Genomic DNA, 24788 nt, shown 5'->3' with positions numbered 1-24788 from the left:
TTGTTAGCTATAAAATCATTGAAGCTGCCTGAAAAGGCAGCTTTTTTGTTGGCTTAAGATACCGGCAGATGGTAATTTGAGAAATTGAAAAATTATTTCAATCAATTATCCTTATCAGTTCTCCTAAATACAACGGTTTACTATTGAGATCATAATCTGATGGAATAGATATAAAATATTCTTTTTTACTATCTGATTTTCCTTTTTGTAAAACTAATCCAGTATTTTCTATTCCATCATAATTTTTTATAAAGTCAGCTACCGCAGAACTATTCTTGTCAACGACATATATCGTATCATTAGTATGAATATTTTTTACAATATAAAAATTTGAGTCTTTCTTATTTGAAGATGAATAGTAAGTTAGTAATTCAACATAAATATAATCTTTAGGTTCAATCAATTGAGAGACCCTGATTTTTCTCTCAGCTAAAGAGTTTTTTTCTGTGCAAGAAAGTAAAATGACAAAAAATATTAATAGGTACTGCTTCATGGTAGTTGAAATGTATGTCTCATTAATGGAAGATATGATAAATTTAATAATTATCCTGAGTTGAAAGTAAGGATTAATATTACTAATAGCCGTATCTTCTTAAATAATCTCCGGAAGCCGTGTTGGTACGCTAGTCTACTTCAGCAATATTCGCATTGTATTTAGACAATACTTTTAAACTGCTGTCAAACGGATCGGGAGTTTGTTTTCCCTCAACCTGATTATATTTGATTTCATATCAGAATAGTTTCCCGTTAAGATTTTCAGGAGCTTCTTCACTTTCACTCCGTCTTCACAGTACAGATATTCTGTTACCTGCAAGTTCTGAGTAATCTTCTTCGTTAAATTTAAATAATTATACTGAATGGAATATACATCAGCAAAATATATTGAAATGAAATATATAAATAAAAAACACCTGAAAACATTTTTTAAGTGTTTAATTAATTATTTTTGTGTAATAAATCTGTATCGATTTTTAGGATTAGCCACTCTTAAATCTAAGAATATTTTCGCTTATGAAAAAGTATATTTTAATATTAGTTGTCTTATTTTTGACAAGCTGTAATTTTAATAAAACCTATCGCAATAGGGAAGAAGATAAAAAAGAAGCCGAAAAAATTACTGAAAAGTACTATCAGCTTATAAAAGAAAACAACAGACAGGAAGCATTTAAATTATTTGGAGAAAAGTTTTTTGATAAGAAGTACGGCAAGATAAATAACAAAGAACAGTTAAATCAAATGATTGACGATATTAATACAGAATGTGGTAATAAAATCTTAAATACTCAATTAACAATATGGGAAACTTTTGTTTCTGTTGGTACAAATCCAAAATCTCAATATGTATTCTCATATAGAGTAGAAAGAAATATACAAAATACACAAGAAAAATTTACTTTGGAAAAAAATAATGATTCCATTAAAATTGTAGGTTATGATGTTCATTTTACTAAATAAAAAAGCTACTTTTAGTAGCTTTTTTATTATTCTAAAAGACCATTTTTTCGAGATTCTTTGAAAAGATTATTCTCTATTATACTATCTTTTCTGAAAATATATTCTACCGAATCCCCTTTTGTCTTTGATATTGAATCTCCAACCTTATATGGATATTCTAAGATTTTTTGAGAACCATTGGAAAACTTAACATACAGAAAATTATGTTCATGTTTATTATTATAAATATCAATTACTCTTGTATGTCTTTCAATAGATAATAATTTTTGCTTTCTATCAGAATTTGAATTTAAGATTAAATACATTATTGTTAGTAATAAAATACTTCCAAAAACTATTATAAATATTGTAATAGTTTTTTTACTGGATTTATCAACTTCTATATTAAAATTATTTTCCACGTACCCAAGTTTTAGATGCTGTCTACATTACAAGTGAAACTCCCACTCCGGAACTGACACTTGTGCTTATAGTAGAATAACCGTTTTTAACAGTTTGAGTGTTTCTGCCAAAATTTGCAGGATTAAACTGATCCGTATTTTTGTAGTTATCATAAGAACGAGTAAAAGTTGGTTTTTCCTTTTAAAGCCTCTTTTCTTCTATCACCTTGGCGATTTTTATCAGCATCATAATGTAAAATTTGAGGATATCCTTTCATAAAAGAAGATAAAGTATGTTTAAAGATATTTGGGGTTCTTGATTCCATTAAAAAATGAAACCCTTTTATATTTAAAAAACCGTCGGCAGTGATGTTATCATTTAAAAACTGAAATAACATTTGGGCATAAATTCCCGTCATTGTTACCCCATTGCCACCATATATCGAATAGATTCCACCATTGGAACTTCCGCCACCTTGGTCATCATTACCCAAGGCCGTATTAACAATCATCACACCACTGTCATCAGAATAGAATTTAGGCAAATATTCTTCATCTACTCCTGATCTGTGCAGAAAGCTTGCGACAGCACTTCCCAGACTGTACTGCCCGCTAAGATTATCCACCGTAATTCTTCCGTCAGGATCAATAAACCTTACCGGATTATTATTCCCGTAATGGTAAGGAGTAAACCTTCTGGATGCTTCCGCTAAGGGTTTTAACAATGGCCTACACAGTTGTAAATATACTTATTAAAATCAAATTGCTTTTAATAAATAAAAGACTGCCTTATTTCAGCAGTCTCTTATTATTGCTCAAGGATTACAAATCTGCGAGATCGTGTGATCTAAATGATAATCTGTTTCATTAATTTAATTTAAAATTTTCTACTAAAATGTTGATAAAAAAGCAACATATCGAGAACATGACTGTAGATAAATCAGAACTGATTTTTAAAATTTTTATTCTTAAAAAAAATCAAATTTATAATTATCATTTTCATTAACTATAAATGCCAGATTAATTGAGCTATTACAAAAGGTTATCAAATGAGTATAATTTTTGATAGGTAAACCAAAAGCTAAATTAATTTTTTTTCTTTGAGCTTTCATTATATCAACAAAATCTCCTGAGAATGAATAGTGATTATTTTCAACTTTTAGTACATCAGAAAGTTTTATGCATTCAAAATAGCCGATGTTGAATGGTGGTCTTATTTCAATGTTTTTAGCATATAGAATCTCTGTTTTAAATTGTATATTTAAGTTATCATTCTCATGCAATTTAACATTTAGAGAAATATTACCACTTTCATAATGATAATTTATTAATTCAGAATCACCAGTTTTAGAGAATTTCTTTTGTAATATATTTTTAAAGTCTTCCATACAATAACAGTTAAGGATTAAAATTGTAATATGTGGTGAAAGCATTCCACTCGCCACGATTTGTAATTTTATTTTTTAAAAAAAAATGTCCTTTTTGTCCATTTATATTATAATTTATGTGAGGAAATGTGGAGCTGCCAACACCTTTTCCCCAGTCACCATGCTTCCAATATACTTGGGCTCCTGATTTATTTTCCCAACCAATCCATTTTCCAGTATCGTCATACATTCTTATCTTAGAAGGACCTAACAACTTAGAACCTAAATTTTTTGCATCATTTAGATTTTCAAATAAATAATCAGCTTTTATTATACCTTTTTTTCGACTTGCTTGTAATAATAATCCTTTTTCTGCTTCAAATACATCATCAGCAGCTCTTCCTTTTGTAGCTACAATAGCCGCCACCGATAAAGCCATTGCTGCGTAGGGATGCTCTTCCGCAACTCTGCTTAGGCCAATTCCAATAAGATCAGAAATTCCCATTAGATCGCCACTCATCATATAAGCAGAACCATTATGCAATACAGGTTTAAATGGTTGACTAGCCTCAAATACAGCTCTATTCCAGGCAGACTGCATACCTGCAATGCCGTTTAAAAGAATACCATGGTTAATATTATAAGTGCTTATAGCACCTCCCCAATGTTTTGCTCTCCCATATCCATTTAGAACAAGTTCTGGCAATAGTATTTCAAACGCACTTCCGCCGCCTTCTCCGCTTGATCCCAAGCCTACCCTCATCATAAGCATGTCCATATAACTGCGACCCCAATTTATATTCTTGCCGTCATAATCCATAGCACTTCCTCCATCACTTACAAAACCTGTTCCAGTATTGTACCATGTAGTTCCTGAAGAAGAATTCCATACGTTGTCCATAAAGGATTGTGAAACCATTCCTGTAGGATCATTATACATCACAGGACTATTATTGGCGTAATGATAAGAGGAGATATGTGGTGCTACTTCCGCTAAGGGATCTATAACGCCCCATCTTCCAACATCCGGCATATAGAATCTTGCGCCGTAATCATACATTCCCGTTTCCTGAAGTTCCTTGCCGTTGTAGTTATACTGGTAAGGATTCTCAAAGCTATGAGACTCGCTGTTGTGCATCATCCCAAAAGGATAGTAGTTGGTTACGCCTTCTGCTTCTCCTGTGATGATATAGTTGTTGCAAACTGTACTGCCATCGGGTAAAGTTGAACAGTTATTCACTACAATATCTCCCGTTACTTCTCCGTTTCCGTCTGCATCGCTGTAGCTTAGCCGTACATTGCCCAAATGGTCTTTGTAATTATAAAAATACCTGTTCCTTAAGACATCAAAATACCCTTCTGATGTCGGGATCATCCTTAGCCTGATCCCATCGCTGGTCATCGTTCCCGAAGGAGCTTCCCAGGTGTACGTAAATTTATACTGGAAACCATCGAGGTAATCTGTTTGCAGACCGTTAAAGAGCTTCTTCACTTTCACCCCGTCTGCTCTGTAGGTATAGGCTGTCAGTTCAGCGTTTTGGGTGATATTTTTCGGTAAATTTAAGTAATTATACTGAATGGAAGAAATTCCCTTATCCTGGAAAGAAGTCATATTTCCGTTATCGTTATAGCCGATATCCGTAGGAACAGCGCTGTAAGGAAAACCTTTTGACAGAGTAACCTCGTCACTCACTCTCTGCAGACGGTTGCTGGTATTATTATTTTCATACCGGTACGTAAGATTGTCAATGAGTAATGCCGTACCGCCCATTCTTTGAGCAGTCCTTTTCATCGTGATGATGTTTCCGTTCAGGTCGTAGGTTGCTTTTTCATAATATTCCCTCAGAGAAGGATTGGTATCGTTCTGGTAAAATCCTGCCGAGAGACGGTTCATCTGGTCATACACATAGCCGTATCTTTTCATGGATTCGTTGGGTGTTGCTGCAGTTCTCCAGTCTACCTCTGCAATATTCCCGTTGAATTTCGGGAGTACCTTCAGGGAAGGATCTGAGGTATCGGGAGTCTGCAGGCCTTCCACTTGGCTGTATTTTATTTTATACCCGAAAAGATCGGTTCCCAGGTTGGCAGGATCATTGATCTGCGTCATCCAGCCCCGGATGTTGTAGCTGTAATCCACCGTCTGCAGACCGCTTCCTAATACTTTGCCGCCCACTTTTTTGCTTTTCAGCTGCGAAAGCTCATTATACTCATTCTGAACAAGAATCTCTTCTGCATTGTTGTCAATTTTATGCTTATGAGTACGCAGGCGGTTTTGGTGGTCATACGTAAAAGTTTCTGTTATGGTCTTTTCCGGATCGGAAGCCAGTCTTTTATGATATGTTTTTACCTGTAAAGGCACTCCTGCAAAGTCAAGGTCTGTCTCAGTCCGGGTATATCCGCCGAGATGATTGATGGAATGGCCTCCGATGGCTCTTGCCTGATTATCATAGTACACGTAGCTTTTCGTCCAGCCGTGATCTTCGATATTCTTTACCAGTGTCATTACCGGTAAAGTGCGGGTGCTTACACTGGCTGAAGGCTGGTCCGTGAGTACAGATTTCCCGAAAATAGTGGAAGGAAAAGAAGGATTGAAGCTATAGGAAGGATAAGTGTCATAATAGCTGACACTCATGATGGTCATGCTTCCTGTAGGGAAAGCATTTTTGGTGTAATAGATATCCATCCCGTTTTGTGAAATAGGCGTAGTGCTTTTCGCTTCATTGTTTCCGGCATTGGCAGTCATATTGTTTATAGCAGACTGCATTGCCGCTCTTGTACCGGTATTGGCAAAAAAGCCTGTATAAACCACTCTTCCGAACTGATCATACTTGGTAAACATCCATCCTTTTGCATTAAAGCTGTTGGCTGTAGTCCTCAGCACCGCATCCTGTGAAAGGACAAGCCTGTTCTGCTTGTCATAGACCATAAATTCCCAACCTTTGCCGGGAAGCTTTTTCTCTAAAAGCCTTGCTTTATGATCATATTTATACTGGTAACAGAGGTTATCCAGAATCTGTTGTGTTATGGTATTACCATTAGTAGAGATCCACTCGGATGCTTTTGGTGAAATAACATAAACCAAGTGCCCGTAATCATTATAGACATAATAGGTATCCGCATTAGCAGTTGTACTGATGACTTTCCTTACCAAAACCGTTTGTCCCAAACTGTTTTTAAACTCTATGGTTGTGTTACCGTCTTCGTCGGTTACCGTATTTTTAGTCAGCACTTTTTCATTATAAAAAGAGACGGCAGGCAGGGAAGATACGGCCGTAGCATTCTGCCACGAATTGGTGACGGTATATTTTTTTACCTGATCCGAATTTTTATTAAGACCATACGTCATCTTCTGAGTATGACCAGATCCCATTGCCCATTCTGTTCCGGGATGTGCAATTTCCAGCGGTCTTGCCAGTGGAGAAGCTTCCAGTTTCTGCTGACTGTAGGCATTGGAGACTCCATAATAAGCATTCACCGTGTTTTCGGAGACATTTTGTATCCCCAGATTTGCTGTTGGCATAGGGACAGAAAGCATGCTTCTGGTCTGCCTTCCCAAGCTGTCATAAATGATAGGAACCACAATATCCTGCCCCAGAGGAGTGGCTTTTACCTGTATACTCTGTTTAGGTCTTCCAAGATCATCAAAATACTGTACCGATTCGGATTTTTTGCTGCCGTCTTCAGACAGGTAAACTTTGGTATATGTATAGTTTTCGGATGGTGTAGGAAGCGTTTGGGCAGACGCGATAAACGGAATACCTGATACTAACATCAAAATATACCGGCTAGCATTTATTGTCCGACTGATTATGTTATTATTTTTCTTCATTATTAGTTTTTGTAATTGTATTTGTATTCTTTTATGGTAGCACCGTTTGCATTGATCACTTTCTGCAGCCTGTTGAAGGAATCATACCTGTACTTTTCAGTGATTCCGCCTGGAGCAGTCATGGTAGTCATTCCCACCATAGGATCGTAGGTGTAGGTCGTGATGATGAAATTCTTCAACGCAGCATCGTTCCTGAACGTATCCAGTGCTGTGATCAGATCATTTTCTTTCGCTGTTTCTGTTGCCGGCACAGCATCAGCATCGGCGTTTGATGCGTTTACAATAGCATTGATAAGATAAGAAGGGATGTCAGAGAGTTTTGCCCCTTCTATTTTGGCAATCGGCATGGTTTTGTGATATCCCCATATCATGGTAACCGGAAAACCTGCCGCCCCGGATGCATCCGGGAATGTCCGGTATTGTACAATATTTCCTCTGTCATCATAAATATCATACACGGTATTTTTCAGCGACTGGCTCGGATCATCCGGTAGATAACTCACTTGGGCAGTAGGATAGTAATGCACCGTGTCATCAAACTTAGTTTCCGATTTTGAAATAACAATGCCGTTTCTTTTGGTCTCGGAGGTCAGCAGCCTATCCTTTATTCCTACCATCCACAGTCTGATAGAACCATCCCGCGGATAGGTATATTTTTCTTCAATAACATCCCCTTCGGCAGTAATATTTTTTTTGCTGAGAATATTCAGGTCCAAAGGACGTCGCACAGACTCCGTTATTGCTGAAATGGAATCGGAGCCTATGAAGGAGGTAGATGTGTTGGTCTGCTTGGTAATCACCGAATTTTTGATAAGGAGTGTTCCTCCGTTTTGAGACGCATTTAATAGATAAAAATCACCGATCGGATAAAATTCAAATGTATTTTCTTCTTTTGCAACCGGATTGCCGGCAGCATCAAAAACCTCTTTTTTATCCAAAAGACCATTTCTCAGAATATTGTAGTGCATGATGTTGGTATATTTTAAATTACCATCTGCATCAATATTATCGGGATTGTCATAAAGCGTTTTAAAATAATATCGTGCATATCCCTTATTTTGACCTACCGTTTCTGTTACATTCCTGTAAACCACAGGTCCGTTATCACTCACATTACTGATAATCCCGCTCGTCATTGTGTTATCGTTAAATTTCTGATAAGAATAATGGCGGGTTTCAGAATCTACAACTTCATCGTTGGAAAGAAATTCTATTTTTTTTATCCTCACCCCATTTCCCGTATTGTAATTCGGAATTGGCAGGGACTTGTAACGGATTCTTTTTATATTGACAGTTCCCGCAGCTCCGGTTCCAAAAATCTGATACGTATTTGTTCCCGGTGGGAAGATCTCATTACCCGCATTATCATATCCTCCGGAAACAATCTTTAATTCAGCATTAGGATTGATTCCCGGACCCCATACAGGACCATCTGTATAAAGTACATCATAATTCACACAGTACATCAGGTAGCTGTTACCTTGTGCATCATCAGGATTGGCACTGATCTGGAAAGTACCCGTAGTGCTGTTATGAGTGTCGAAGCTGAATGTTCCCAGATCTTCCAGAATCTGTGCGTCACGGTCTTCTAAAACCGAAGGGTTGATATAGGAAGCAGAGAAATCCGGATCAAAAGGATCATAAACATTCGTCTTTTTTACATAATAGGTATTGGGTTCAAATTCATACCTTGTTTTTCCGCCGGTAGGATACTGAATCGTACTTAACAAACCAATACCCCAATATTTTGGGTTATCAGATTCGTTATTCAGGCATTTACACTTTAAATACGTCCAGTAATTTTCATCAAAAGGAGTTGATCGGTACTCAAAAGTGGTCTGTTCGTACTCAGTACCAGTTCCATATTTTCTGACTGAGTAGAGCACCCTTTTATTATAGATTGAATTGTCAGGACTGTCCGGTCCGCATGAAGAAATATTGGTATCGTGATACACGTACCCCCATATATCGCTCTGCAGAGTATATTTCTGAATGACTTTTCCGGCTGGGTTTTTTAACTCAATGGTATGAAGCTGAAAAGGATCTGATATTTTATTAAAAAGAGCGGTGTCAAAATTATACGTGAAATCTAAAGATCCGATGTTGGGAGACGTTACCTTAATAAGCTTAACACTATTAACTTGTTGATAGCTTCCACCGGGGATTATGTAATTTTCTTCACGGTAACTGAATGTAAGAAGATCATTCTGCAGCACATCCTTTATTTTGGATAAGTAATAGCATGAGGTATATGCAATGGTATTCATTCCGCTGGTATAATAAGCTTTATCCCGGATGTCAAAAAAATAAGTATTTCCCAGCTCGTCAATAATCTGAAAAGTGTTATTCGGGTCATTATAAGATATTTTGAGCTTGCTGTGTGTCAAAGGAATAAGATATTTTGTTCCTAAAGCATCTGTCTCTAATTTCAATTTGCCGCTTTTACCCATGAAATTATAATAGTATACATTGGATGAATGGTCACCGTCTCTGTATATAATACAGCTCGAACCATATAACGACCATCCTGCACCTATATCTGAAGCTCTCTGCTTCTTACCTGAGTTATTTGGATGATAGGAGATTCCTACACTTAACCCAACTTCTGAACTGCTTGTCGGTAATGAGAAGAAGGGCACTGTAATATCAGGAATGCCTGTGGATAAAGAAACCGGTGCATCGACAAAACTTGCGACCGATGCCGCAGACGGCGCTGAAACGTAATTTCCGTCTGCTCCTTGCGAAAACAATAAACTTCCATAGAAATTTATTGCGAATAGTATTATATATTTTAGTTTTTTCATTTATATTATTTCTTAATCAGTTTAGCACTCGCTGTTTTGTTATCATTGGTTTTCACCGTTACCAGATACGCTCCCTGAACCAGGTTCTGCGTGTTGATCTTCGTGACTTTATTTTTTGTTTTCAGGCTCTGCAATTGTCTTCCGCCCATATCGTATACAACAATTTCTGCCTCGAACTTTCCATCACCCAGCTTCCATCTTCCATCTTCCATTCCAATCTCCACATACGCGTAATCACTCACCGGATTTGGATAGATCTTTATATCCTGCTTCTCGATCAGCTGGTCGATCTGCTTATCTCCCAGCTTTACGATCTTCCAATTCTCTTTTCCCAGTTCCTCTGCACTGGTTCCGGCCAAAACAATCGAACCATCCCGGTTCAGCTTTATATCCGAAAGTCTTTCCTCTCTTTTCCTGGATTCTCCTTTTACATGTTTTCTCCACTGCTCATTACCATTCTGATCCAGATACAGCATCCAGAACGTTTCATCATCACTTTCAATTCTTCCTTCAGCCTGGGTATAGCCTCCTAATAAAACGCCTTTAGACTTCCCGCTTCCATCTTCCTGCTTCCCGGCTATTACACTCATTCCCATCAATACATCCCGGTTTTTAAAATTGTAGGACTTCTGCCAGATCTCTTCTCCTCTTTCGTTTAAAGAAATCAGCCACAAATCAGTTCCTTCTTCGATGCCTACGGTTTTATTCCCTGACCGTTCAGACCTTGATTCGCCTCCGATTAAATAACCTGTAGAGGTTAAAGCTAATGTTCTCAAATGGTCATCGCCTTTTCCTCCGAAATTCTTTTCCCATTCTACTTTGCCGTCTTTATTGAGCTTGATGATCCAGTAATCACCCTCCCCGAAATTGCCGCTGGCTTTAGCATGAGTGATGGTTGATAATTGATGATTGATTCCAGATGCTGAACCCTGATTCTGAGAATCATCATTCATCAATAATCGCTTATCATTCATTGTCAGAACACCGCTTCTCGAATAAACACCAAGCAATGCCCCGCCGTCTTTCGTAGGAATCATCTTTTCTACTTCATCCAAGCCTTTTCCGCCTAAAATCAATTGCGATAATTCTTTTCCGTTTTTATCCAGTCGTACTATGAGAACATCTTTGGATCCGTAACCCAAAGTTCTCGTTCCCTGAGGCTCTCGAAGGGAACCTGTCATTATATTTCCTGCTACAAAAAATCCCAAGTCGGTTGTTTGAATTACTGCTCTTGCTTCCTCATCCGAACTACTTCCAATCGTTTTCTGCCACAACTCATCTCCGAATTCATTGATTCTGATCAGCCAAAAATCGCTTCCGCCTTTGGATTCTTCTTTTTTGTCTAAGCCTTTCCCTGAAAAACTCGTTCCTGCTAAAACGAATCCACCGTCCTGAGTGTTCACGGTAGCCGAAAGGAAATCATGGTTTTGCCCAGAGAAATATTTTTCCCAGACTTCTTCGCCCTGCTGGTTGAGTTTAACCAAATGAAAATCGTAACCGTTGTTGGGCTGCTGGGTGTTGGCTGATGGCAAATGGCTTTTACTTCCAGCTTCCATCATCCCGCTTCCAGCTCCAATAGAACTGCCGGTTATTAAATACTGCTGATCAATAGTAGTGGTAACCTGCGAAAGAAAATCCTGGGTAGAGGATTTAATGTCTTTCTGCCAGATCACTTCCTGGGCAGAAACGCCCAGAACAGAGCACAAGAACAGTGCTCCTGAGTAGAATTTATTCATACAAAGTGTTTAATGATAAGTATTATTATTGTTTAAATTAAAAGGTCTGAGAATACAGAATTCCTGTATTAGAATTCGGAGCGCTATGGAGAAATGGCCGGATAAGGATGTGTTTTTATCATGGTTCTTGTTTTTTAATGACTATTGATTAGAAAAATAATTTCCATTGCTGCGAAACTAATGCTCACACACGACAAAAGATGTCGTATTATTTTAAAGATGCATTTTCCTGTTTTCAGGTTGGAAGTTTTCTAAAATCAGGTGCGAAAATAGAAAAAATAAATCTCCGGACAAAGAAATTTAAATGAATTTTATGTGACGAAAAAATGCCTGTAAAAATGCTCGTAAACGCTATTTGTTAATTTTTGTAGTATATTGATTTTCATATTCAATAAGATGAATTTTATAGAAAAATATACTGTCATAAAAGCATTGGGTTAAAATAAAAAAAATGACGTTTTTTGTATAAAAAAATATTGCTCAGGAAGGCAACAATAAATTTAATTCCCTTACGTTTGAACTGGAAAAAGCAAAATTATTATTGACCATTAAAGAGCACAAAAATGAAAAACCAGTCACATCCTCCGTTTCATCATGATGAGCTGATGAATATTATTATCGAAATTTTCTCAGAAATCCTGTTAACCCTTGAAAAATCAAAAAATAATGAAGTTCAGTATTATGACAGTGCCGATGTTAAAAGACTGCTGAATATCAGCGACAGTACCTTGTTCAGGATCAGGAAATCACAGAAAATTCCTTATGTCAGAATCGGCAGGAAAATATTTTACCCGAAATCTTTTTTACAGCTACCCTCAGAAAATGAGGGTATTTTTTTGGCTGTATATACTTATGACCCGTTGTGCATTTTGAAAAATTTTGATAGTAGATTCGTCAGTTCGAGTGTTTTTTACAGCGCAGCGGAGAAAAATGTATCGAGAACCGGTGAATGAAAAGATCCATGGAAATAACTTCTCAATACGATTTTTTTGAAAAAAAATCTACTCAAATTGACGAAAATGAATCAGAATGTAATACTTATAATCATTTTGAATAATTTGTCATCATAGGGTAACGCTTTGGCTATTGTTGTATGTCTCTTCGGGAGTTGTTCGGAAAAAGTATGCTTTTTCCGAACAACTCCCGAAGCTGACCCGAACAACTCCCGAAGAATCAGATACCCGCACCAGTCAGAAACAGGCATTGCCGGTCAAAACCGGTCACGCTTTTCACAGGTCGTTAAAATGAAGATATTCCGTTATATCTTCGTTCTGTTAACCTTTAAAATTAATTGAAATGGCAAGAATAACAAAAGGAATCCTCGGAGGATTTTCAGGAAAAGTAGGAACAATTGTAGGAGCCAGCTGGCGCGGACAGGATATTATCAGAAGTACTCCCAAACCAAGCAGCAGGCCGCCAAGTGAAAAGCAACAGCTTCAGCAGGATAAATTTAAGCTGGTGATCAGTTTCCTGCAGCCGCTAAAAAATATTCAGAACCGGTATTTCGGATCGCGTAGCGGATCAAAATCCAGGGTGAATTTGGCGGTATCCTATACCATCAGCGAAGCAATACAGATGACAGGTACCATCCCGGAGCTGATGTATAATAAGGTGCTGATTACAAAAGGAGACCTGACCGGCTTTCAGAATGTGGGTGCAGCAGCACAGACCGGAAAATATCATCAGGCTGACCTGGGAGAATAACTCGGTACAGGGCACTGCTTCCGAAAGCGACAAAGTGAATGTAGTCTGTTATTGTGAAGAGCTTGACCAATTCGAGATTTTTGAATCCATTGCCCTGCGTACAGCTCTTACGGTAGATGCTACACTTCCCGCCTTGTATAACGGTAAAGAAATTCAGGTCTGGAGCTATTTTCATAATTCTACGGAAACATTGGCTTCGAACAGTGTTCACCTGGGAACCTTTACTTTAGTGTAACCCTGATCTCCACCCACACCGGTGGAGTTTTTTTTGGTTAGGTGGCTTCGAGAGCCTCAGCCACCTTTGATACATTGTTGTTATCTGATAGTTATACTGAACGATGCCTGAGGTTCTATAGGAGAGGTGGCTTCGAGAGCCTCAGCCACCTTTGGTACATTGTTGTTATCTGATAGTTATACTGAACGATGCCTGAGGTTCTGTAGGAGAGGTGGCTTCGAGAGCCTCAGCCACCTTTGATACAGTGTTGTTATCTGATAGTTATACTGAACGATGCCTGAGGTTCTCGAAGGCAGAGTATAATGTCAAAAGTTTATCTTTGAACCTGTTAAAAACGCAAATGATGAAAGGATGGATGTACATTCTTCTCTGTTCCGACGGAAGTTATTATACCGGGAGTACGAATGATCTTGATCGCAGAATCATACAGCACCAAATTGGAGAGGGTGCCAGCCACACTAAAAAGAGACTTCCCGTAAAATTGGTATATTATGAAGAATATCACCGGATTGATCTTGCTTTCTACCGCGAAAAACAAGTCCAGGGATGGAACAGAAAAAAGAAAGAAGCACTGATTAGCGGAATGCCGGAACTCCTTCCGAAATTGGCAATTGCCTACCGGGATCTAACAAAGAAATAAGGTGGCTTCGAGAGCCTCAGCCACCTTTGGAGTATTTGTGTTTTATAAGAATTGTACAGGAACGATGCCTGAAGTTCTGTAGGAGAGGTGGCTTCGAGAGCCTCAGCCACCTTTGATACATTGTTGTTATCTAATAGTTATACTGAACGATGCCTGAGGCTCTCGAAGGCAGAGTACCAAAGCAAAGCCACCCGTTACAGGAAATCTATAACAGGTGGCTTTTATATGAAATCAATATATCGGCGTTATTTTTCTTCTTTCACTGCGGATTTCATGTCTGATAAGGCATGCTTGGAAATCCAGCCGATGATCTGGGAAATGATTCTTGCAATCATTTCGGCTTCGGTTACGGGAAAAATACCAGGTACTGTTTTGGCGTAGGATGATGGTGTTGGTGGCAAAGGCTGCGGAAGGATCAGTCCGGTCACTTCAGGATTTGAACCGTTGGCCGGAATACCGGAATACATTTCAACATGCTGGATGAACAGCTGTTCTACAAAATCCTGTATTGATTTTGGAGGAACATTAATTGCCGAATTTCCCATGGAATGCTGAAGCGTTCCGGGCAGCGAACTGTTTTGAATCCGGGTATACACGGCACCCGACTGTGTAGAATCTACGATTGCGTAAGCCTGAAGTGCCTGTAGTGAGGCTGCAGTCCAGAAGTTAGGTGATGGGCCGTAAAGATCGGCTATCTGTTGCAGATCCTGTTTCTGCCATGCGTGAGGTACGACATCCAGGTCATTCCAGTGCATCGTATTCCAGCTTTGGTAAGGAAGCGATTGCTTTTCCCAGCCGGATGGCAATGCAGGAAATGTACTGTTGAAAAGGTTGGCAAAATTGGTTTCTCCCGGAGTAGCTCCCGCAGTAGGATAAACCAGCGTAAGATCAAAAGCCTCCAGCTTTTTCTGTTCCGTAAGATACAGCGCCAAAGTAGGAGAGAGGGCTCCCGCAAGGCTGTGGCCGCAGAAAATTACAGCAGTATTTTCGGAAAGCTGCACACTGCTTAAGAATTGCTCAAGCGTAGTTCCCGGAGCTGCGGCAGTTTCTACAGTCGTCAATCCCAGAAGATTGCTGATTCCCGTAGCGGTTCCGAGTGAAATATAGGGATCGGTACCGTTGTAATCAGACGGACTGAAACTGGATGGATTATACGTACTCCAATTGACCACCTGTGAAACGGAAAAATCTTCAGATTCCCAATCGTATAAGGAATCGGGGTTGGTGGCGGCAATGGCTACGACGTAGGTTGGCATTACAGGTCCGCCCGGAAATGCCACGGCATCACACTGCGCTACAAATACGGCATTATCGGAAACATCATCGTTGTTCTCCTGCAATAGGGCAGGTCCCCAAACCAGGTTCCAGCTGCCCAGCACCGGCGTAACCGAAGCATCGGCGGTAGAAGGACCGGTCTGTCCCAGAATGGTTACCGGCGGAACATTATTCAGGTAGAAAGAAAGATCGTACTGCAGCTGTTGCTGTAATTCACTCGCGGTACCCTTGTACCCTGAGGAACGACCCACAAGGCAGGCCATCCCGAATATCTGCTGATAAGCATCTAATGTTGGATTTGTCATGATGTATTTTTGTTTTTGGTTGATTGTTTTTGTTGAATGAATGCTGATTATTTATTTTTAAATAACAGAGTAAAGTTCGGGACAAATTGCGATTTGCGAATCCGTGAAAATGACCAAAATGAGGGGTAGGTGTTTGTACGGATTGTGTCCTGATCATCGTATGTCACTGTAATATTGTTGAGCAAATCATAATGTCTTTACGGTTTTCAGTAAATAATGATTTTGTTTTTTTATTTATATTTGAAAAAAACTTTTACCATGAAAATTGTTCTTACCGAGCAGAATGCGTTGCTGCAATTCTATAATTCAATTTTTACGAAAATATTAACTTAATGTAGACCTTCAATGTATAATTTACTATTCTATTGATTGCAAATAGTACTGTAAATACTTTAAAGAGTGAAAAGCTATTAATATCTTTGATCATATTAAGGGAGTTTAGTTTTAATAGTCTAAACTTTGATAAAGTTAGAAATTATGGAAAATATGACCACGCTTATAAACGAAATAATAAAATTCAGGAATGAAAGGGATTGGGAACAATTTCATAACTCGAAAGATCTGGCTGTTGCCTTATCTGTTGAGGCTTCAGAACTTTTAGAATTATTCTTATGGAAAGAAAATGAAGATTTTAATATTGATAAGCTTAAAGAAGAATTAGCTGATGTTCTGATGTATGCCTTACTTTTAGCCAATAAGCATGACTTAGATATTCACGAAATTATTTTAGATAAAATTAGAAAAAATGCAGAAAAATATCCGGTTGATAAATCAAGAGGTAATGCAACAAAATATAATGAATTGTAGAATTAATATTAATTTATGAACTTTTCTATTCGACAATATCCTTTTGACAATAATCTGGAATCTGAAATAATTGATAATCATAGAGATTTTCTTAACTGGCCACTCGTCTATTTTTTAGAAGAGAATAAAACTAAAGAGGCTTATGTAGGTGAAACAACAGATGTTCTCAGCAGATTAAAAACACATTCTAAAAGTGAAAGAAAGCAGAGATTAAATACGGTCAATTTAATTTTAAGTGATAAGTTTAATAAATCTGCAACTTTAGATATTGAATCAAATCTTATTAAATATATTTCTGCAGATGGAACGTATTCTCTGCAAAATGGTAATCTAGGTATTTCCAATCATCAATATTATCAGCAAAAAGAAATCTATTGGGAATTGTTTAAGAACATTTGGGGGGAATTAAAAACCTTAGGTATTGCTAGACATTATCTTCACGATATTGATAATTCTGATTTATTCAAATATTCACCTTATAAATCTTTATCAAGGGAACAGATAAAGGGACTTAGAATGATTCTGAATTGCCTTCTTGATGATAATGCAAAAGTTAGTCTTATACAAGGAGGTGCGGGAACGGGTAAATCTATTTTAGCTATTTTCTTATTTAAACTTTTAAAAACAAATCTGGATGATTTTAATGAATCAGATTTTGATGAAAATGATAAAGATATTTTTCATTTATTAGAATTGGTAAAACAAAAATATGGCGAGTTAAGCATGGCTCTTGTCATTCCCATGGCTTCTTTTCGCCAGACTATTTCTAATGTCTTTAAAAATATAAAAGGGCTCTCAAGTAAAATGGTCATTGGACCTTCCGAAATTGTAAAGCAAAAATATGATTTGCTAATTGTAGATGAAGGTCATCGTTTGCGAAGAAGAGTGAATTTAGGCTCCTATTTTGGAACTTTTGATAAGAATTCTGAAGCTTTAGGTCTTGATAAAAATACTTCTTCGGAATTAGACTGGGTACAATTACAAAGTAAAAAGTCCATAATTTTTTATGACCAGTTCCAGTCTATTAAGCCTTCTGACGTAACAAAAGAAAGTTTTTATGATCTAAAAAATCTTCCAACGACAAGAAATGAAAAACTATTAACCCAATTTCGGGTAAAAGGTGGAAATAATTATGTTAAGCTAATTCATCAGTTATTTGATGAAAATATAAATAGTATTATACCAAAAATCAATATTGGCTTTTATGATCTTAAACTATTTGATAATCTTAATGAAATGGTGCATCAAATACAGTTAAAAGAAAAAGAGGAAAAGTTATCAAGAATGGTTGCTGGTTTTGCTTGGGAATGGATTTCTAAAAATGATAAATCCAAGTTTGATATTGTTATAGAGGATACTTTTTTGCAGTGGAACAGTACTGATAAAGATTGGGTCAATTCTACCAATGCCATAAATGAAGTAGGATGTATCCATACAACACAGGGTTATGATCTCAATTACGCAGGGGTTATTATCGGACCTGAGCTTGATTATGATTTTGAAAATCGGGAATTCATAGTTTATAAAGATAGATACAAAGATAAAAATGGAAAAAACTCCATTAAAGATTCTAAGGTTTTGTTAGATTTTGTTATTAATATCTACAAAACGATTTTGCTAAGAGGAATTGAGGGGACATATATCTATGTTTGTAATCTTAATTTACGCAAGTATTTTTCTCAATTCATTCCGATATATCAGGAAAAAACTAAACAAGAAAAATTATTAAAAATTTTAGATGAGCCTAATGAACATACTGTTCCTTTTTATGATTTAGAAATCGCTGCCGGTAATTTTTCTGATTTTCAAATGGTAGGAGATTTAAAATTTATTGAAGTTCCGGATTTAATTTCACCTCAAAATTATTTTATCTGTAAAGTGGTGGGAGAATCAATGAATAAAGTAATTCCGAATGGTAGTTTCTGCCTGTTTAACAAATATATTGGCGGAAGCAGAAATGGTTTGATCACTTTAGTTGAAGGTAGTGAGATTTTTGATAGTGAAACCGGAGCTCATTACACTATAAAAGAATATTCAAGTAAAAAAGTAACCGATGAAGAAGGATGGCATCATGAAGAGATTATCTTGAAACCCTTATCTACAAAATCTTATGAGCCAATTGTTTTAAGGGACGAAGAAACAATGAATTTTAAAGTGATTGGGGTGTTTGTGAAAGTTATCCAATAATTATATTACTAAAAATAACCAATAGAAAACTAATAAATATGAGTGATAAGACTGTTTTAGAAATTAATCTAAATGAGGAATACAAGATAAAAATTGAAAAAGGAAATCAATTTGAAGATTCAATTTTTAAAGAGGTTTATAAACATGCCTTAAAAAACATAATTGACATTGCACGGAATTCGGAAAAAAATAAATATTCGAAATATGATGATTTTAATAATATAATTTCTTTCACAGGTGAAAGGGGAAAAGGTAAATCGTCCTCTATGATTTCTTTTAGAGATGCATTAATTGAAAAGGATTCACATGATCATAAAATGTTCTTTGATATAAGTAATACTACCTATGAAATGTCTGATAACAGTATAGTTGTTGATAGTTTGTTTTTAAAAACCAAATCATTTGCTGAAATAGACATTATTGATCCTTCTTTATTTAGAGGAGAAAGTCTATTTGAAATGATTTTGGCTAAAATGTTTCAAAAGTTTCAAATTAATATACAAGAAAAAAAATGTATAATAAATGATGATGACAGACGAAATTTAATTAAACATTTTAACAATGTTTTTCATAACTTACAAATAATAAATTCTGATAGGAAAGACTTTTATAGAAAAGATTCTATTGAAGTTCTAAGTAAGTTGGCTACAAGTAGTAATTTGAAAAATGGTTTTAAGGATTTAGTTACCACATATTTAGGTGTTTTTGAAGGTAAAAAAGATTTTTTAATTATAACAATTGATGATTTCGATTTAAGTTTTTCAAATACGTATTCTATGTTAGAAGATATTAGACAATATTTGATTCTACCAAATATCATAGTCCTAATTTCTTTAAATAAAAATCAGCTATTCGACAGCATTAATAATGAATTTATTAATGAGCTCAATTTAAGAAATGTAAATTTTGATACTGTAAAAACCAGAACTGGAAAATATATTGAAAAGTTGTTGCCAATAAGTAGAATGATTGAGATTCCTAGCTTTACAGTTAAAAATGACTCTAATAAAATTACATCAATTATTATTAAAAAATATGGTTATAAAGATCAAAAATATGAATTAAATAAATATAACAGTTTGCATGATTTTTTAATCTTCTATATAAACTTTAATTTGAACATATTTGTAAACATTTATAGTTTTAGGCAAAATCTTGTAATCCCTAAGACTCTTAGAGAAATCAAAGAACTAATTCAAAATGTTGAAAAAGGAGACTTTAATGAATTTAAAAAATACATTCTATTAAAGAGTTACAATGAAATTGACAAGGAGCACTCGAAGTTATTCCTTGGAATAGAAACAAATGAAAATACAGCATTATTAATTATTGAACAATTCTTAATTGATAAGTTTAAAGAATATCTTGATCCCAGATTAATTAGTTTAATCAATACTACAAATCCAAATAATTTATTAATTGGTGATTTAATTTCGCTATTTGAAAATATTGAAAAGAGAATAAGAATAATTGACACACAAGCGTTGAAGTTTTTAGACTATACAAAACTATTTATTTCACTTCTAGTTGCTAGCAATGATATCTTAAAAAAGACAAATAGATTTTTGTATAATGGATATGAGCTGAAGCTACCAAGGGAATATAGTATTAGAAGGGATTGGGTAAAGTTTAATATCGAAAGCAAACTTTCATCATTTAAACCTCATGAAGAATCCATCTTTTTAGTTTATTCTTTAATACATATTTATGGTGATCCAGATAACAACTTTAGAAATTCAAATATTAATTATTTTTTTAGATTTTTTGAAAGTTTTAATCAAGGTATTTTAAATCCTTTTTCAATTTTTACAAATTACTTGGAAATTAGAGACTACTTCGAACTTGGACATATTGAGAATGGTTTTCTCTATGAAAGAATAATAAATTATGATGAGATTTTTTTATCTAAATTAAATGATCCTTTCTTTGCACAAGAGTTTATAGATGGTATTAGTAATTATTCTTTTAACTATAGAGATAAGTTGCCAGATGATTATTTTAGCGTTATTTTTATTTATTTATATCGTGGCGGAATTAATACATTAGAAAATCTAAAAAACAAGTATAAATATTTTATAACTGAGAGTATTATTGATTCATATAGAAATTTTCCACTTTTTAGAATTTGGCAGAATGAGATAAATTCTTCAAACAGTACTGCAAAAAGACTTGTAAATGAAATGTATGAATCTTCAAAACAAGATAAAAGCAAAAGTAGAAAAAGCGATTTAAATAAAATTGTAAATAATTATTTAAAGAAAGACTTATTTAATAAGACCGTACTAACAAATTTTAAAACTAGAATTAAAGCAATTGATTCGGAATCATCACTCATAAAGCTTATTGAAAATTTTTATAATAAGTTAGGAAGTAATATGAGCTCTGAAGAGACGATAAAAACCTTTAATGAATTTGTAGAAAATTTAAATGATTTTGTAAATGGATAATCTGCGTAAATCAATACGTTTGCTATTTACAGATTATTGTTCAGACTTTATATTATTAAAGATAGATTCAAGTCATTATATAAATGTAAATAGCTTCATAGAAAAAGGTTTTAGAGCGTTTTCTAATTATTCTGTGGATGAAATCCAAAATGTCTATAATAAACTAGACTCGGATTGGTTCCACGATGTTCATCAAGAAAAAAATAAAAATTATTTCCACATTCTAAATCATTTTACTTCCAAAGTTTTAATTGAGCATGACTTAGAACCTTTTGTTGGCTACGAACATTTGCTTAAATGGAGAGATTTATCTTATTATATTGGGGAAGATATTCTTACCACTTCCTTTTTTGCCTGCTTAGATAATAGGTCTCAACGTAAAAGAGACTTTTTTTCATGGAGAGCGACGGCTTTTTCTGATAATAAAAGACTTCATCAATTGCTGAAAAAAGGGTTGGCTGAAAACCATTTTCATTTAAAAGGTTCGGGACCTGTTTTTGATTTAAGTTGGATTAATATAATGAATCATCCGACTTCTTTTGAAAAAGCATTTGGTGATCTAAAAAAAGAAATTAGTCTATTAACTAAAATATCTAATTCTTCGCAAGGTTCAAAAAAAGAACTTAAAATACTTGTTTATAAGGCAGTTTATATTAGATATGAATTATTTAGATTGATTAACAAAATTGACCGTGGTAAAAAGTTTACAGTTGATCTTTCTCAAGAAAGTAATTCTTTTGAATCATTTGATTTATTATTAAATATACATGAAATTTCAAATAATATTAAAGTTTTAAGATACGACATAGGACATCAATTTGAATTCAAAGGAAATACAGAAGTTATTGATTATGCAATCCCTAAAAACATACATATACAGAATCTTGAAAAATCATATGTTTTCTACGGAGAAAGAAAACTTCTGTATGACTGTTTTAGATTGATTTATGCAGGAGATAAAGGTTTTCAATCGTATATCTATTTATTTCATGCCTATCTTTTAATTAAAGCTCAATTCAGAGCTGAATTTATTCAAGTTAATGATAAGGTAGGATTTGGTAACTTTTCTCTATATCAAGATCGTAAAGAATTTTTTTTGCCTGATAATTCTATTTATCATACTGCTTTTATGAATTTAGCGGTGCATGATACTAAATCACATAGTGAAATTAGTTCTTTTGAGCTAAGAATTGCCCCAAAAGAAAATGTAATAAAATTAAAATCAAGTTTAGAAGGGTATAACAAAGCATTGGATGATCAAGTAGTGCTATCAAAACAATTGATTCCTTTATCATCTTGTGATAATGATAATAAGTTCGATTTAAAGAAGCATAACATATTTTATACGATACATTACATTAAAAAAGCAGATAATATAAAATATTCCGATCTGTCGCTGGAAGTGTTATGTAGGCATCATGATCTGAGATTAGAAGTGAAAAAACAATCTATAGCTATAAGCCAACTTAGAGAAAGCTATTCTGAACTTTCTGATTTGATTAGAGGAATAGATGCTGCTTCCAGTGAGTTCAAAGCAAGTCCAGAAGTATTTGCACAAGGGTTTCGGTATTTAAAAAATCATAAGTTAAAAGGACATTTTAATCATTTGAAAGATAAGTTGGAAGAACCTAAGATATATGCAACATATCATGCAGGAGAAGATTTTTATGATTTAGTTGATGGCTTAAGAGCAATTGATGAATGTATTAGATTTTTAAACCTAACTCAAGGAGATAGAATCGGACATGCCTTAGCTTTGGGAATTGATGTGAAAGAGTATTATAAATTTAAGCAATTGAAATTAATGTTACCAAAGCAAATAGTTTTGGACAATATTGTCTGGTTGTTAGCCAAGATTAGAAAATTTGGTATTGGAATTCACCGAAATGAAGTAAATAGGCTTGAAAAATTGTATGAAAATCTATTCTATGAGTTATACACTGGAAATTTTGGTAAAGGAAGTTTGTTAGAACAAAAATATATTCACCATACGATTTATTTTGATGCATGGAAACTAAGAGGAGATGATCCTTATTTATATTTAAATAATATCCATGATGATATTTATCAAAAACCAAACTTTACTTATTGGGAAAGATGCCGCATTAACGAAGAGTATCCTAAAAATAAAAATATCAGAAATAATATTGATATAAAGGCATTGTATAAGGAATACCATTTTAATTCTAATATAAAAAAAGCGGGGTTACAAATAAAGCAGTTTGAAATTTCTCATGCTTATATGGAGTTAGTTGAAGCGGTACAATTTAATATGATGCATGAGCTAAAAAACAAAAACATTGCTATTGAAACTAATCCGACATCAAATTATTTAATTGGAACTTTTAGAAGATATGCAAAACATCCAATTACAAAGTTCTTCAATTTAGGATTAGAATTAGATCATGAGAAAATAAAAAGTTGTCCCCAACTTTCGGTGTCTATAAATACTGATGACCAAGGAATTTTCTCAACTTCTTTGGAAAATGAGTTTGCATTAATGGCAATAGCATTAGAAAAAGAAAAAGATGAAAATGGGAATCTAAAGTATAATTCTTCGATGATTTATGAATGGTTGGAAAGAGTAAGATTAATGGGAATTGGACAAAGTTTCAATAATTGAAAAATTCACTATAAATTAAAATATTTTTTTAAACAATGAGAGATTGCTTCCCTCGCAATGACTCATCAATTCACCACCCCATCTCCAAAAATCCTCACACAATACTCAGTTCCCAAAAACCTCGGATCCCCATGCTTCTCAGACCAGAAGCCGTCGAGCACATCTTTGTTGATCCAACGATAAACGGCAACCCCTTTATAGATCTTTTGGTCGTCACCTTCGTAGCGGAAGTTGATGACTAAAATGCCGTCTTTGTAGAAGCCGGTGCCGTGCTGTTCGTGGTCGCCGATGAGCCATTCGGCAATGATGCGGTTGTTTTCGTCGAGGGATAAAGTCAGGATTCCCTGGTAGGAACTGCCGCCTGCCTCCTCCTGATTACTGCCCTGAATGGCATAACTTCCTGCGAGATCCTGTATCGTCATTGATGTTATTTAGAATGCAAAGGTAAAAAATCGGGATCATTTTTTTTGTCTTAGATTTGCAACATGTTTTATGGAATAGCCGTCATCAGCATTATCACGTTTATCATCTTCGGAATCGATAAAAGAAAAGCGGTGAAGCACCAGCGGCGAATCCCAGAGTCCACCTTGTTGTCCCTGACTTTCTTAGGCGGAACGATCGGAGCTTTGCTGGGAATGCTTGTTTTCAGGCATAAAATTTCAAAGAGATCATTTCTGTTGAAGTTCGCATTAATCGTCCTGATTCAGGCTCTGTTTATCTATTTTATCTTTTTAAATGCATAGCCATAAACCAAGCTTCGACGTAACCAAATGTTGGACTATTCAAATAAAGAGTTCTTAAAGAAAAAAATCAAAGATGTTAAACTGTTGTATTTTTTTACCTGTTGAATAACTTTATCAAAGTCTTTGTTTCTTTTGCGGTAAAAATTAATTAGGCAGTATAAACAAGAGCTCCCGGCTTATTAAATATCAAAGATATTTTTAAACTCCTTATAAAATCTTAATGTTAAAAATCAGCATTATAAAAGTTAATC

19 protein-coding genes are annotated in these 24788 nt (G+C 35.1%); 10 read left to right on the top strand and 9 right to left on the bottom strand.

Features of this window, described 5'->3' with window-relative positions:
• Positions 1–97: 97 nt before the first annotated feature.
• Positions 98–493, bottom strand: coding sequence for a hypothetical protein (locus M0D58_RS04220; protein WP_248393751.1), 396 nt, complete (start codon positions 491–493; stop codon positions 98–100).
• Positions 494–1011: 518 nt separating this feature from the next.
• Between M0D58_RS04220 and M0D58_RS04215 the strand changes: the two genes are divergently transcribed.
• Positions 1012–1455, top strand: coding sequence for a hypothetical protein (locus tag M0D58_RS04215; RefSeq protein ID WP_248393750.1), 444 nt, complete (start codon positions 1012–1014; stop codon positions 1453–1455).
• A gap of 26 nt (positions 1456–1481) precedes the next feature.
• On the opposite strand, the gene M0D58_RS04210 is transcribed toward M0D58_RS04215, so the two are convergent.
• From M0D58_RS04210 to M0D58_RS04185, 6 genes are all read right to left on the bottom strand, one after another.
• Complete coding sequence (locus M0D58_RS04210) at positions 1482–1856, bottom strand: hypothetical protein (RefSeq protein ID WP_248393749.1); 375 nt, start codon at positions 1854–1856, stop codon at positions 1482–1484.
• Positions 1857–2005: 149 nt separating this feature from the next.
• Positions 2006–2560 (bottom strand): hypothetical protein, encoded by a 555-nt coding sequence (locus M0D58_RS04205; RefSeq protein WP_248393748.1) that lies wholly within the window; start codon positions 2558–2560, stop codon positions 2006–2008.
• A gap of 243 nt (positions 2561–2803) precedes the next feature.
• Positions 2804–3223 carry a hypothetical protein gene (locus M0D58_RS04200; protein WP_248393747.1) on the bottom strand — a complete coding sequence of 140 codons (420 nt, stop codon included), beginning with the start codon at positions 3221–3223 and terminating at the stop codon, positions 2804–2806.
• A gap of 10 nt (positions 3224–3233) precedes the next feature.
• Positions 3234–6974: a DUF6443 domain-containing protein gene (locus M0D58_RS04195; protein ID WP_248394953.1), complete on the bottom strand. Its 3741-nt coding sequence runs from the start codon at positions 6972–6974 to the stop codon at positions 3234–3236.
• 59 nt (positions 6975–7033) lie between these two features.
• Positions 7034–9835, bottom strand: coding sequence for a hypothetical protein (locus tag M0D58_RS04190; protein WP_248393746.1), 2802 nt, complete (start codon positions 9833–9835; stop codon positions 7034–7036).
• A gap of 5 nt (positions 9836–9840) precedes the next feature.
• On the bottom strand, positions 9841–11571 hold the full coding sequence (locus tag M0D58_RS04185) for a T9SS type A sorting domain-containing protein (protein ID WP_248393745.1): 1731 nt from the start codon (positions 11569–11571) through the stop codon (positions 9841–9843).
• Between the two features lie 563 nt (positions 11572–12134).
• Here M0D58_RS04185 and M0D58_RS04180 point away from each other — a divergent pair.
• The 4 genes from M0D58_RS04180 to M0D58_RS04165 all read left to right on the top strand — a co-directional run bounded on the left by M0D58_RS04180 (position 12135) and on the right by M0D58_RS04165 (position 14150).
• Positions 12135–12524, top strand: a complete 390-nt coding sequence (locus M0D58_RS04180; RefSeq protein WP_248393744.1) for a helix-turn-helix domain-containing protein — start codon at positions 12135–12137, stop codon at positions 12522–12524.
• Between the two features lie 343 nt (positions 12525–12867).
• Positions 12868–13275: a DUF6266 family protein gene (locus M0D58_RS04175; RefSeq protein WP_248393743.1), complete on the top strand. Its 408-nt coding sequence runs from the start codon at positions 12868–12870 to the stop codon at positions 13273–13275.
• Positions 13226–13510, top strand: a complete 285-nt coding sequence (locus tag M0D58_RS04170; protein WP_248393742.1) for a DUF6266 family protein — start codon at positions 13226–13228, stop codon at positions 13508–13510. The genes M0D58_RS04175 and M0D58_RS04170 overlap by 50 nt, the downstream gene beginning before the upstream one ends.
• Before the next feature lie 319 nt (positions 13511–13829).
• Positions 13830–14150, top strand: a complete 321-nt coding sequence (locus M0D58_RS04165; RefSeq protein ID WP_428037169.1) for a GIY-YIG nuclease family protein — start codon at positions 13830–13832, stop codon at positions 14148–14150.
• Positions 14151–14395: 245 nt separating this feature from the next.
• Here M0D58_RS04165 and M0D58_RS04160 read toward each other — a convergent pair whose 3' ends face one another.
• Positions 14396–15730, bottom strand: a complete 1335-nt coding sequence (locus M0D58_RS04160; RefSeq protein WP_248393741.1) for a lipase family protein — start codon at positions 15728–15730, stop codon at positions 14396–14398.
• A gap of 459 nt (positions 15731–16189) precedes the next feature.
• On the opposite strand from M0D58_RS04160, the gene M0D58_RS04155 reads away from it, so the two are divergent.
• From M0D58_RS04155 to M0D58_RS04140, 4 genes are read left to right on the top strand one after another with little or no spacing between them, the layout of a single operon-like run.
• Positions 16190–16537, top strand: coding sequence for a nucleotide pyrophosphohydrolase (locus M0D58_RS04155; protein ID WP_248393740.1), 348 nt, complete (start codon positions 16190–16192; stop codon positions 16535–16537).
• Positions 16538–16552: 15 nt separating this feature from the next.
• Complete coding sequence (locus M0D58_RS04150) at positions 16553–18724, top strand: DNA/RNA helicase domain-containing protein (RefSeq protein WP_248393739.1); 2172 nt, start codon at positions 16553–16555, stop codon at positions 18722–18724.
• 38 nt (positions 18725–18762) lie between these two features.
• Positions 18763–21171: a hypothetical protein gene (locus M0D58_RS04145; RefSeq protein ID WP_248393738.1), complete on the top strand. Its 2409-nt coding sequence runs from the start codon at positions 18763–18765 to the stop codon at positions 21169–21171.
• Positions 21164–23794 (top strand): hypothetical protein, encoded by a 2631-nt coding sequence (locus M0D58_RS04140; RefSeq protein WP_248393737.1) that lies wholly within the window; start codon positions 21164–21166, stop codon positions 23792–23794. The genes M0D58_RS04145 and M0D58_RS04140 overlap by 8 nt, the downstream gene beginning before the upstream one ends.
• Before the next feature lie 65 nt (positions 23795–23859).
• On the opposite strand, the gene M0D58_RS04135 is transcribed toward M0D58_RS04140, so the two are convergent.
• Positions 23860–24216, bottom strand: a complete 357-nt coding sequence (locus M0D58_RS04135) for a hypothetical protein (protein WP_248393736.1) — start codon at positions 24214–24216, stop codon at positions 23860–23862.
• Between the two features lie 63 nt (positions 24217–24279).
• Between M0D58_RS04135 and M0D58_RS04130 the strand changes: the two genes are divergently transcribed.
• Entirely contained in the window at positions 24280–24537 is a 258-nt protein-coding gene (locus M0D58_RS04130; RefSeq protein ID WP_248393735.1) for a DUF1294 domain-containing protein, read from the top strand.
• The last annotated feature ends 251 nt before the right edge of the window (positions 24538–24788 follow it).

The organism is Chryseobacterium nepalense (genome assembly GCF_023195755.1).
GTDB classification, from domain to species: domain Bacteria; phylum Bacteroidota; class Bacteroidia; order Flavobacteriales; family Weeksellaceae; genus Chryseobacterium; species Chryseobacterium nepalense.
The sequence above is the reverse complement of the archived record's forward strand: the minus strand, read 5'-3'. Positions and strand labels throughout refer to the sequence as shown.

Bases quoted from the DNA above. Each gene is read 5' to 3' on its own strand.
- M0D58_RS04140 (WP_248393737.1), top strand. From the start codon at position 21,164: ATGGATAATCTGCGTAAATCAATACGTTTGCTATTTACAGATTATTGT.
- M0D58_RS04195 (WP_248394953.1), bottom strand. From the start codon at position 6,974: ATGTTAGTATCAGGTATTCCGTTTATCGCGTCTGCCCAAACGCTTCCT.
- M0D58_RS04190 (WP_248393746.1), bottom strand. From the start codon at position 9,835: ATGAAAAAACTAAAATATATAATACTATTCGCAATAAATTTCTATGGA.
- M0D58_RS04220 (WP_248393751.1), bottom strand. From the start codon at position 493: ATGAAGCAGTACCTATTAATATTTTTTGTCATTTTACTTTCTTGCACA.
- M0D58_RS04130 (WP_248393735.1), top strand. From the start codon at position 24,280: ATGTTTTATGGAATAGCCGTCATCAGCATTATCACGTTTATCATCTTC.
- M0D58_RS04150 (WP_248393739.1), top strand. From the start codon at position 16,553: ATGAACTTTTCTATTCGACAATATCCTTTTGACAATAATCTGGAATCT.
- M0D58_RS04200 (WP_248393747.1), bottom strand. From the start codon at position 3,223: ATGGAAGACTTTAAAAATATATTACAAAAGAAATTCTCTAAAACTGGT.
- M0D58_RS04175 (WP_248393743.1), top strand. From the start codon at position 12,868: ATGGCAAGAATAACAAAAGGAATCCTCGGAGGATTTTCAGGAAAAGTA.
- M0D58_RS04180 (WP_248393744.1), top strand. From the start codon at position 12,135: ATGAAAAACCAGTCACATCCTCCGTTTCATCATGATGAGCTGATGAAT.
- M0D58_RS04215 (WP_248393750.1), top strand. From the start codon at position 1,012: ATGAAAAAGTATATTTTAATATTAGTTGTCTTATTTTTGACAAGCTGT.
- M0D58_RS04185 (WP_248393745.1), bottom strand. From the start codon at position 11,571: ATGAATAAATTCTACTCAGGAGCACTGTTCTTGTGCTCTGTTCTGGGC.
- M0D58_RS04145 (WP_248393738.1), top strand. From the start codon at position 18,763: ATGAGTGATAAGACTGTTTTAGAAATTAATCTAAATGAGGAATACAAG.
- M0D58_RS04160 (WP_248393741.1), bottom strand. From the start codon at position 15,730: ATGACAAATCCAACATTAGATGCTTATCAGCAGATATTCGGGATGGCC.
- M0D58_RS04135 (WP_248393736.1), bottom strand. From the start codon at position 24,216: ATGACGATACAGGATCTCGCAGGAAGTTATGCCATTCAGGGCAGTAAT.